The organism is Pseudomonas sp. FBCC-B545 (assembly GCF_059134095.1).
In genome coordinates this window covers 3497242-3507707 of sequence record NZ_CP101441.1, presented here as the reverse complement: position 1 = coordinate 3507707, position 10466 = coordinate 3497242, and the positions used below count along the sequence as shown (strand labels likewise).

Here is a 10466-nt window from a genome sequence, read left to right as displayed (position 1 = left end):
TAGCAAACCTGTGCCGATTTGGAGCATGTGCCGGTTTTGCATGAATATCGTTCATGTTGAGGGCGGCCGTGGCCCGGTAGAATCGCCGGCACTTTTAGCGCACGCATTGAATCGGGACCGGACATGTCACTTCGCTTTTTCGCCAGCGCCTTCCTGGCACTGGTCGCCTGTACCGCCCAGGCACAAGGTCCCGTTGCGGCGATCTCTTATACTCGCGACATCCAGCCGATCTTCACCGAGAAGTGCGTCGCCTGCCATGCCTGCTACGACTCCGCCTGCCAGCTTAACCTGGGGAGTGCCGAGGGTGCGGCCCGTGGTGCGAGCAAGGTGCCGGTATACGACGGCGAGCGGAGCCGGGCGGCACCGACCACCCGCTTGTTCTACGACGCTTTCGGCCAGCAGGCCTGGCAGCAGAAGGGCTTCTATTCGGTACTCGATGCCCAGGGCAGCCAGGCCGCGCTGATGGCGCGCATGCTGGAGCTGGGGCACAACGCGCCGTTGCAGCCCAATGCCAAGCTGCCGGAAGGCATCGTTCTGGGCCTGAGCCGCGAAAACATGTGTGCGACGCCTGGCGAGTTCAACGCTTATGCAGGCGCCCATCCCAAGGAAGGCATGCCGCTGGCCGTCACCGGCCTGACCGACCAGCAATACAAGACTTTGCAACGCTGGCTGGCCTCCGGCGCACCGATTGACGAACAAGGCCTGGCACCCAGCGCCAAGGAGGCCCTGCAGGTGCAGCAGTGGGAAAACCTGTTCAACCAGCCCGGTGCCCGGCAAAGCCTGGTGGCGCGCTGGTTGTACGAGCATCTGTTCCTGGCCCATATCTACTTTGAGAACGGCGAGCCGGGGCATTTCTTCCAGTGGGTCCGTTCGCGTACGCCAAGCGGCCAGCCCATCGACCTGATCGCCACCCGCCGTCCCAATGATGACCCCGGTACTAAAGTCTATTACCGTCTGTGGCCGGTGCAGGGCGTGATCGTGCATAAAACCCACATCACTTACCCGTTCAGCGCGGCGAAAATGGCGCGGATCAAGGCGCTGTTCTATACCGGTGACTGGCAAGCGAGCGCATTGCCGGGCTACGGCCCCGGGCGCCGCGCCAATCCGTTCGAAACCTTCGAAGCCATCCCGGCCAAGGCCCGCTACCAGTTCATGCTGGATAACGCCGAATACTTCGTGCGCACCTTTATCCGCGGGCCGGTGTGTCGTGGGCAGATTGCCACGGATGTGATCCGCGATAACTTCTGGGCCCTGTTTCAGGACCCGGACCACGACCTCTACATCACTGATGCGCGCTACCGTGGGCAGACCACGCCGTTGCTGGCGATGCCGGGACAGAACGATGACGTCGGCAGCGTGCTGAGCCTGTGGCTGGCCTATCGCGACAAGCGCAACCAATACGAAGCCCTGCGCCGTGACAGCTATGCAGACGTGCCGCCACCGAGCTGGTCGAGCCTGTGGGCGGGCAATGACAATGCCTTGCTGACGATTTTTCGTCATTTCGACAGCGCCTCGGTCACCAAGGGCCTGATCGGCGAGGTGCCGCAGACGATGTGGCTGTTTGATTACCCGCTGCTGGAGCGTACCTATTACCAGTTGACGGTGAATTTCGACGTGTTCGGCAACGTATCGCACCAGGCCCAGACGCGCTTGTACTTTGACCTGATCCGTAATGGCGCCGAGCAGAACTTCCTGCGCCTGATGCCGGCTGACACCCGCGAGGATTTCCTCGATGACTGGTACCAGAACAGCGGCAAGCTCAAGCTGTGGCTGGACTATGAAGCCATTGATGACGATAAGCCCACGGGCTTGCATCTGGACGAAAAGGATCCCAAGCGTGACTTCGCCAATCAGCTGTTGGCGCGTTACGGCGATTTGAACGCCAGCCCGGATCCGATCAACCGCTGCACGGGGGCTTATTGCTCGCGCACCGCTATCGACCCAGACCTGCAGGATGCCGAACAGGCGCTCAGCCGCCTGACGTCGCGGCCTGCGGCGGGGCTCAAGGTGATCTATCAGTTGCCCGAAGCCACGATGCTGCGCATCGAGACCGCCAGCGGCCAGCGTGTGGTCTACAGCATGCTGCGCAACCGCGCCCACAGTAACGTGGCGTTCCTGCTGGGTGAGGCCTATCGCTACCAGCCGGGGTTGGACACGCTGACCATCTACCCTGGGGTGATGAGCAGTTATCCGAACTTCATGTTCAATATTCCGGCCCGGGAAGTGTCTGAATTTGTCGCACGCATGCAGCAGGCCCAGGATGCCAAGGGGTTTGAGCAGATTGTCGAGCGCTGGGGCGTGCGCCGCAGCCATCCGCTGTTCTGGCAGTATTTCCACGACTTGTCGCGATACATTCATGAAACCACGCCGGTGGAAGAGGGCGTATTGGACATGAACCGCTATGAGAACCTATAACGGTAGTCAGTGATCCAGTCATCGCCTTGAGCAGGTGCTGAAGCGGTCGGATGGTTGCCTTGCGGGATTGGAAAAGGTATTCCGATGATGTTGATTTCAGTGCAGGCGCTACGGGCGCTGGCGGCGTGGGTGGTGTTCGGGCACCACTTCACCCAAGTGTTTTTTGAATTCGAGGTGCATAACCCACTGGCTTATCTGTTTGCCGACAAGGGCGGCATCGGGGTGGACATATTCTTCGTCATCAGCGGCCTGGTGATTTTCCTCGCCACCGCAGATAAGGCGCTCACGCCGTGGCAATTCATGCTGATGCGCCTGGCGCGGATCGCTCCAGCGTATTGGTTCTATACGCTGCTCATGGCTGTGCTGGTCCTGACAGTGCCGTCGATGTTTCCCGATGCTGAGCTGGCGCTGGGCCATGTGCTGCTGTCGCTGCTGTTTATTCCTGCTGAGAACCCGGGAGGGTATGGGGTCTATCCGCTGCTGGATGCTGGCTGGACCCTGAACTTCGAGATGCTCTTCTACGTTCTGTTTGCCGTGGCCTTGCTGGTTGGCCGTTCATATCGGTTGTGGGTGGTGGCAGGTTTGTTGTATCTGGTGTGCTGTGCCCTCAGCCCCGCCCTGGACCTGGCCAGCGGTTTTTACCATAACGACATCGTGCTTGAGTTTCTGATGGGTATCGTGATCGGCATGCTGTACCGCCGTGGTCTGTGCCGGGCCAGGGCGTGGCTGCCGTTATCCGGGATCGCGGTGGCCCTGGCGGCGATTTATCACGGCGCAGATGTACCCCGTGCGCTTGAGTGGGGCGTGCCCAGCGCGATATTGGTTATCAGCTGTGTAACGCTGGAGCCTTACTTCCAAGGCTCGCGCATTTTGAAAATTCTCGGCGATTGCTCTTATTCGGTATACCTGATCCACGTGCTGGCGCTGGCCGCCGGGCGATGGATTGCTGAGCGAAACGCAATAGATCCCTACACAATCCTGCCGGTTTGCATCGTAGTGACGGCGCTGGGCGCATACGTCAGCTACCAATGGCTGGAGAGGGCAACCTATCGCCCGCTCAAGCGTTGGCTGGCTGTCGAGGACCAGGCAATTATTTCCCGACAAAAATACTAGGACTTTGTACCTCTGTAATGATTTGGCGTAAACTGCCGGCAAGCCTGTGAGGAGTTTCCATGACTGCCATAACCATTACCGACGCCGCCCATGATTACCTGGCTGACCTGCTGTCCAAGCAGAACACCCCGGGTATTGGTATCCGCGTCTTTATCACCCAGCCCGGTACCCAGTACGCCGAGACGTGCATCGCCTACTGCAAGCCGGGTGAAGAGAAACCTGAAGACACCGCCCTTGGGCTGAAAAGCTTCACCGCCTACATCGATGCCTTCAGCGAAGCCTTCCTCGATGACGCCGTGGTCGACTACGCCACCGATCGCATGGGCGGCCAGTTGACCATCAAGGCCCCCAACGCCAAGGTGCCGAACGTCAACGCTGATAGCCCGGTCAACGAGCGCATCAACTACTACCTGCAAACCGAGATCAACCCAGGGCTGGCCAGCCATGGCGGCCAGGTGAGCTTGATCGACGTAGTGGATGACGGCATCGCCGTATTGAAATTCGGCGGCGGCTGCCAGGGCTGCGGCCAGGCAGACGTGACCCTGCGTGAAGGCATCGAGCGCACTTTGCTTGAGCGCATTCCGGAGCTCAAGGGCGTACGTGATGTGACTGACCACACGCAGAAAGAAAATGCCTACTACTGAGTAAGGTGTTCACTGCGAAGAAAAAACGGCGCCCCGTGAGCGCCGTTTTTTTTGCTTAAAATTCATTGGCTTATGATATCTATCTAATAATAAGGATTAAGTGTTGGAGGGGCTTGCCCGCGATAGCCATGGGTATCTACACAACTGTGGAACAGCCAACGGTAACCACGATGCGCAGCGAGCCGCTCTTGATCTTGCTTTTGATCTTGGGCGCCCCGTTAAACCACGCTGGCCGGAATTCGACAGGGATTTGGGGGGTAAACCGGCAGGGATGCCGGTTTAGCCGCCCCGCGCCATGGATGGCGCGTGGCGGCGGCCCCCCAAATCCATGTCGGATTACGGGCACACCGAGCCTAGGCGAGGTGCCGAGTGGTGGGGCAAGAGCCTTTTGGTTACTTTTGGGCTCTTTTCAAAAGTGACCCGCTGTAAGAGCGGAACCAATAGTCGCCGTTACCTAAACAATGGATATGTACTCGGTCTAAAACCAAGACCCCGGTCGGCTCTAAGGCCGCCATCGGGGGCAAGCCCCCTCCCACATTCTGTTCTATGTTTATTCATTTAAATCAACGGGTTGGTTTGATTTTGTGAAGTAAAAAATCAAGGTCTGTACAGGTGCGCATGTCCCGCCCGATACAGTGACGACTCGCTGAAAGTGTCATTGGCCAGCACCCGGCCCACCACAATCAACGCCGTACGCCGGAACCCCTTGGCCGCGACCTTTTCGGCAATATCCGCCAAGGTGCCCACCGCCCAATCCTGATCCGGCCAGGTTGCACGGTGTACCACGGCTATCGGGCAATCGGCGCCATAGTGCGGCAGTAACTCGGCGACGATCTTCTCCAGATGATTGACCCCCAGGTGAATCGCCATGGTCGTGCCGTGCCGGGCCAGGCTGTCGAAATTCTCGCCGGCAGGCATGCTGGTTTTATCGGCATAGCGGGTCAGGATCACGCTCTGGGCAATGTCCGGCAGGGTCAGCTCGGTTTCCAGCAGCGCCGCGCAAGCGGCTATGGCCGTGACCCCGGGAATGATCTGGAAGGGAATGCCCAGCTCACGCAAGTGACGGATCTGCTCGCCAATCGCCCCATACAGGCTTGGGTCGCCGGAGTGCACGCGTGCCACATCCTGGCCTTGTCCATGGGCGGTCTTGATCAAGTCGATGATCTGCTCCAGGTGCAGTTCGGCGCTGTTGACCAGCTGTTGCGCCTGATGGCCCTCCAGCACCGCCGCGGGCACCAGCGAGCCGGCGTAGATGATCACCGGGCAACTGCGGATCAGCCGCTGGCCCTTGACGGTGATCAGTTCCGGGTCGCCGGGGCCTGCGCCGATGAAGTAGACGGTCATGGGAAATTCCTGTTGAAAACGGGTGAGCATGAAGATTATTCATGATCGATAACGGCAATTATCGGGATTTTAACCGGCGCAGGCTAATGCAAAGGTGGCCTGGTTGGTTTTCCTGCGGGTAATCAGCAGACGGGCAGGGTTGCCAGAGAGGTGTTCGGCCATGGCCAGGGCAGCGCTTTCGGCCACGCCATAACAGCCGACATGGGCAAAAGCGACCGCTGACTTATGGCTCAAGCGCTGTTCATAACCGGCCAGTTGTTCGGCATTGAAGCACTGTAGCGGTAGGCCCAGCTGGTGAGCGAGGGCCAATAAACCGGGCTCATCCTGCTTGCGATCAAGGCTGGCCAGGGCGGTGATACGCTGGCGTTCAATGCCGCGCTCGGCGAGGGCGGCGTCAAACAGGTCCAGAAGGGCGTGAACATCACAACCGCGCTGGCACCCCAGGCCGACCACCAGGATCATGCCGAGTATCGATCGTCGCGGTGGCGGCGGAATAACCAGGCGCTGATCAGGCCAAGGGCCAGCCAGAACGCCACGTTGGTCAATTGCGAGGCAATCTGGAATTGTGCCTCGAGAGCCTCCGGGGCCAGCATCGAGTGCACCTGCGGCTGCGGTGCGCCGATTACGTGGGGCACGGCAAGGATCGCCACGCCCAGCACTTTCAACAGCCAGTTGCGGCCGAACACGATTAGCGCAATACCGGCGGCGGTAGCGGCGGCGGTGCCGATCCACCAGCTCTGGCGCAGCGCCAGGTCAGCCGCTGCCGTACCCGGCAATTCCGGTGGCAGGCCCAGGGTGGGCGCCAGCACGAAGGTCGCGTAACCCGCCAGGCCCCACAGCAAGCCATGGCCGGTGCGGGTCGGTGCACGCAGGGTGTACAGGCCGGCGAGCATCAGTGCAAATCCAACGGCAACCACCAGGTTGCCACCGGTGGTGGAGAGCACCCGCTGCCAGCCATCTTCCGGCTCCCAGGCTTCGGCGTCGTGGGTGTGCGCAGCGGCGCTGGCATGCTCATGGGTGACTTCGGTGGTTGCCGGCGGCTTTTCATAGGTCTCCGCCTGCAAAATCAACGGTGCAACCCACAAGCTTTGCAGCAGGGTCAGCAGCAGGGCGGCGAACAAGCCGGTGAACCCTGCGGTCCGGGCAATGCGTTTGATCATGTCGGCAGCTCTCAGTGGCACGGAAACGCAGCGCTGTGGCGGGTATCGTGGGCCGCGTTGTGCACCGCCTCGATATGGGAGAAACCGGCGAAATACACCAGGCACGCGCCAAGGATCGACGCACCGATTGCGGCGGTCAGGCGTTGGCTCAAGGTGGCAGTGCTGCTGGCGGAGTGCGAGGTGCTGGTGGTGATCGACATGGCGCGTCCCTATCAGGTGTCAGGGTGAAACGAGCGCATGCAAACCACGCGAGCCAGGGCACGCAGGGTTTTGAACAGCGCCCGCCCACCGCGGGTTTGTTATCTGATTTTTTCGGGCCGGTCTCCGGGCTTGCGAGGGGCGGCTCTTGGAAGAGTTCCACCTGATAAGCGTCTCCTTCCCATGCACAGCACAGTGGATTTGACGCTTCGCTCGCTTACCGTTGCGGGGGCAGCACCGGACTTGCCATAGGTCTATGGCGCACCGGTTTCCCGTTTCACCCTGTGAAGGGCACCCGAAACAAGATGTGTAGGAGAGCATGCGGCGAGCGATTACGTCAAATGGCGGAATGCGCTGCCAAGGCAACGAGAGAGGTGGCCCTGTACGCGTCCACAATCTTTATTTACTTGTCGTTAGCGAATGCAGCGGAACATGAGCTTTTACATGTTTCAAAAGGAAGAAAGGTTATTCTTTCTGTTGCCGAAATATAAAAATATATTGTATGGGTGTAAGTGGGTTGTTCGGGCTTTTACTTACTTTTCAATAGGTTGTTGAGGCGGTATGTTCAGTGAACTAATGCTCCATTCGTAGCTTGGTTATTTAGAGTGATGCAGGCGTTGAATCGTTGGGCAAGCTGTCCGGGAACGCTTTTTGCGTTTCTCCCTACTGATGCTCGTGGTTGTGGTTTTGTCTCCCTTGAATAGTCAAAATTGATGGTGCCCATTGTGCAGATAACCAACAGCGTGCAACGCTCCTATAACCCGTCCGTAGAGGCTCAACAAAACAGCTCTTCCGATCCCACGTTGCGTAAGTTCGACCCGCATTTGAGGCCAATACCGGGTCTTGATAAGCCGGTTTTTACCGTGGACCAGATCGCCCAGCACCTCACCCGGGACGGCCGGAAATGGAATGACAGCAATGGTGATGGCGTCACGCAAGTCTCCTATACATTCGATACCCACGGACAAGGGGAGACTGCGTTCAATGCCACCCAGAAAAGCCAGGCCAGACTGTCCATGCAGTCCTGGGCCGATGTGGCGAACGTGTCTTTCGAAGAGCGTACTGGCCGTGGGGAAGGGCACCTGGCTTTTTCCAACAGTGAGGTGCCCCGGGTTGCATTCGCCCAATTGCCAGGTGGAGACGGTAAAGTCCTCATGAATCCCCGTTTTGGCACGAATGCTGCGCCTGCACTTAACAATCACGGCCGATATACGCTTACCCATGAAATAGGGCATGGACTGGGGCTTTTGCATCCAGCGGACTATGACAATAGCGGCGATTCCACCTACCCCAGTTACTATCGCGACGCCGTCTATGCCCAGGATACTCGTGGCCATACTGTCATGAGCTACTTCGATGCCAACTTAAGTGGTCAGAACCTTAAGGGAAGGTACTCTGCTGCACCATTGATGGGTGATATTGCTGCTGCCCAGCGGGTATATGGTGCCAACTATAGAACACGTAATTCAGACACCACCTACGGTTTTAACTCCAATTCGGGTCGAGACTATTATCAACTCGATCATCCCAGGAATACGGCATTATTCTGCGTGTGGGACGGTGGAGGTAACGACACATTGGATTTTTCCAGATATCGCCAAAACCAGACCGTCAACCTCAACGCTGAATCCTATTCCGATGTTGGAGGGTTACGGGGGAATGTTTCTATTGCCAAAGGCGTTACGGTTGAAAACGCAATCGGCGGTTCTGGTCATGATGCGATCATCGGGAACGATGCGGACAATGTGCTCAAGGGGGCAGCGGGCGCCGATTGGCTGAGGGGGGCAGGGGGGGCGGATACCTTTGCTTATGACCACGCCAGCGATTCCACGTTGGAAAATCCTGACCTGATCATGGACTTTGAGAGTGGCACCGACAAAATCGACATTTCGGTCTTGTTGAAAAACGCCGGTATTGGCGCCTTGACGTTTGTAAGGCGGCTATCGGGCGAACCTGGTCAAGCTGTTCTGGGTTACAACCGCCACACCAACCAGTCGAGGTTGGCTATTGATCTGACGGGCAACGGCCGTTTTGACTTTTTTCTCAAAAGCCACGGTCCGATAAATACACCCGACATCATTAGTAATGTTCCGGTTAAGTGGGCCTATTCCTAAAAAAGAAGCAGCATGCCAGCGGCTAGGGAGTAGTCGCTTCAACAGGCCGGCCGCTGCCTGTGTGGTTTCGGCGTTTCTCGATGTCGGATGAGCGATCAACATTGACCCGTTCTCCCGCACTGCGTAGCCTTGCCCGTTCGAGGTTCTTCGGCCCAGGCCGAAGCTAAGAAGGGAACGCGGTTCAAGCCGCGGCTGCCCCCGCAACTGTGAAGGGTTCAGTTGACTGCCACGCCACTGCCGAGACGGCGGGAAGGCGCAGTCAGCGTTGGTCGCAAGACCTGTACGCCCCAAGCCAGGAGACCTGCCTCGTCACTGATTTTCCAATTCAACCGGGCGGGGTGATCCGGTGACGAAATCCGCTGCTGCGCGCCGCCGCAGGGCCTGTCGTCCCGTATGCCCGCCCCAAAGGGCATCCGATGAAAACACTGGCCAAACTCCCTGTCACCATCGTCACCGGCTTCCTTGGCTCGGGTAAGACCACCTTGTTGCGTCATATGCTCGACAACGCCCAGGGCCGTCGTATTGCGGTGATCGTCAACGAATTCGGCGAGCTGGGCATTGACGGTGAAATCCTCAAGCAGTGCGCCATCGGTTGTACCGAAGAAGAAGCCAATGGCCGCGTGTACGAACTCGCCAACGGTTGCCTGTGCTGCACCGTGCAGGAAGAGTTCTTCCCGGTGATGCGCGAACTGGTTGCCCGTCGCGGCGACCTTGACCATATCCTCATCGAAACCTCGGGCCTGGCCCTGCCAAAGCCACTGGTGCAAGCCTTCCAGTGGCCGGAAATCCGCAGCGCCTGCACTGTCGACGCAGTGATCACCGTGGTCGACAGCCCGGCCGTGGCCGCCGGCACCTTCGCCGCGTTCCCGGATCAAGTCGACGCCCAGCGCAAACTCGACCCGAACCTGGACCACGAGTCGCCATTGCATGAACTGTTCGCCGATCAACTGGCCAGCGCCGACCTGGTGATCCTCAACAAAGCCGACCTGATCAGCGCCGAAGACCTGGCCCGCGTGCGCCTGGAAGTCGCCGAGGAGCTGCCGCCAGCAGTGAAGGTCATCGAAGCCAGCAGCGGTCGCCTGCCGTTGGACGTGCTGATTGGCCTGGGCGCAGGCTCCGAGGAGCACATTGACGCTCGCCACAGCCATCACGATCATCATCATGAAGGTGAAGACGATCACGATCACGATGCCTTTGACTCGATCTCCATCGACCTGCCCCAAGCCGAAGAAGCGCTGTTGCTCGACGCCCTGGCTCAATTGGTGGTGCAGCACGGCATCCTGCGCGTCAAAGGTTTCGCCGCGATCCCGAACAAACCGATGCGCCTGTTGATCCAGGGCGTGGGCACGCGCTTCGACAAACACTTCGACCGTGCCTGGGGCTTGGAAGAAGCACGTACCACGCGCCTGGTGCTGATCGGCCAGGAGCTGGACGCCGCCGGCCTTGAAGCGCAATTGCGCGCTGCCCTCAGCGTTTAA

At 58.9% G+C, this 10466-nt stretch carries 9 protein-coding genes and 2 riboswitches; of the genes, 5 read left to right on the top strand and 4 right to left on the bottom strand.

The window, feature by feature from the left end; translation table 11 throughout:
- The first annotated feature begins 123 nt into the window (after nt 1-123).
- From NMB39_RS16315 to nfuA, 3 genes are all read left to right on the top strand, one after another.
- Nucleotides 124-2415, top strand: coding sequence for a fatty acid cis/trans isomerase (locus NMB39_RS16315; protein WP_057022516.1), 2292 nt, complete (start codon nt 124-126; stop codon nt 2413-2415).
- An 87-nt stretch (nt 2416-2502) separates the two neighbouring features.
- Nucleotides 2503-3528: an acyltransferase family protein gene (locus NMB39_RS16310; RefSeq protein ID WP_057022692.1), complete on the top strand. Its 1026-nt coding sequence runs from the start codon at nt 2503-2505 to the stop codon at nt 3526-3528.
- Nucleotides 3529-3587: 59 nt separating this feature from the next.
- Nucleotides 3588-4172, top strand: coding sequence for a Fe-S biogenesis protein NfuA (nfuA, locus tag NMB39_RS16305; RefSeq protein WP_003190728.1), 585 nt, complete (start codon nt 3588-3590; stop codon nt 4170-4172).
- A gap of 597 nt (nt 4173-4769) precedes the next feature.
- On the opposite strand, the gene cobM is transcribed toward nfuA, so the two are convergent.
- The 4 genes from cobM to NMB39_RS16285 form a co-directional block, all read right to left on the bottom strand.
- A complete protein-coding gene (cobM, locus tag NMB39_RS16300; protein ID WP_057022691.1) occupies nt 4770-5516 on the bottom strand; it encodes a precorrin-4 C(11)-methyltransferase in 747 nt (248 codons plus the stop codon).
- A 69-nt stretch (nt 5517-5585) separates the two neighbouring features.
- On the bottom strand, nt 5586-5978 hold the full coding sequence (locus NMB39_RS16295) for a cobalamin biosynthesis protein (protein WP_494340434.1): 393 nt from the start codon (nt 5976-5978) through the stop codon (nt 5586-5588).
- Nucleotides 5975-6676: a CbtA family protein gene (locus NMB39_RS16290; RefSeq protein WP_494340435.1), complete on the bottom strand. Its 702-nt coding sequence runs from the start codon at nt 6674-6676 to the stop codon at nt 5975-5977. The genes NMB39_RS16295 and NMB39_RS16290 overlap by 4 nt, the downstream gene beginning before the upstream one ends.
- A gap of 11 nt (nt 6677-6687) precedes the next feature.
- Nucleotides 6688-6876 (bottom strand): CbtB domain-containing protein, encoded by a 189-nt coding sequence (locus NMB39_RS16285; protein ID WP_046072339.1) that lies wholly within the window; start codon nt 6874-6876, stop codon nt 6688-6690.
- A gap of 98 nt (nt 6877-6974) precedes the next feature.
- Nucleotides 6975-7188: riboswitch (cobalamin riboswitch) on the bottom strand.
- Between the two features lie 411 nt (nt 7189-7599).
- Here NMB39_RS16285 and NMB39_RS16280 point away from each other — a divergent pair.
- A complete protein-coding gene (locus tag NMB39_RS16280; RefSeq protein ID WP_057022690.1) occupies nt 7600-8988 on the top strand; it encodes a M10 family metallopeptidase C-terminal domain-containing protein in 1389 nt (462 codons plus the stop codon).
- A 123-nt stretch (nt 8989-9111) separates the two neighbouring features.
- Nucleotides 9112-9311, top strand: a riboswitch (cobalamin riboswitch).
- Between the two features lie 93 nt (nt 9312-9404).
- Nucleotides 9405-10466, top strand: coding sequence for a cobalamin biosynthesis protein CobW (gene cobW, locus NMB39_RS16275; RefSeq protein ID WP_057022512.1), 1062 nt, complete (start codon nt 9405-9407; stop codon nt 10464-10466).

Bases quoted from the DNA above. Each gene is read 5' to 3' on its own strand.
- cobW (WP_057022512.1), top strand. From the start codon at position 9,405: ATGAAAACACTGGCCAAACTCCCTGTCACCATCGTCACCGGCTTCCTT.
- NMB39_RS16285 (WP_046072339.1), bottom strand. From the start codon at position 6,876: ATGTCGATCACCACCAGCACCTCGCACTCCGCCAGCAGCACTGCCACC.
- NMB39_RS16315 (WP_057022516.1), top strand. From the start codon at position 124: ATGTCACTTCGCTTTTTCGCCAGCGCCTTCCTGGCACTGGTCGCCTGT.
- NMB39_RS16290 (WP_494340435.1), bottom strand. From the start codon at position 6,676: ATGATCAAACGCATTGCCCGGACCGCAGGGTTCACCGGCTTGTTCGCC.
- NMB39_RS16295 (WP_494340434.1), bottom strand. From the start codon at position 5,978: ATGATCCTGGTGGTCGGCCTGGGGTGCCAGCGCGGTTGTGATGTTCAC.
- nfuA (WP_003190728.1), top strand. From the start codon at position 3,588: ATGACTGCCATAACCATTACCGACGCCGCCCATGATTACCTGGCTGAC.
- NMB39_RS16310 (WP_057022692.1), top strand. From the start codon at position 2,503: ATGTTGATTTCAGTGCAGGCGCTACGGGCGCTGGCGGCGTGGGTGGTG.
- cobM (WP_057022691.1), bottom strand. From the start codon at position 5,516: ATGACCGTCTACTTCATCGGCGCAGGCCCCGGCGACCCGGAACTGATC.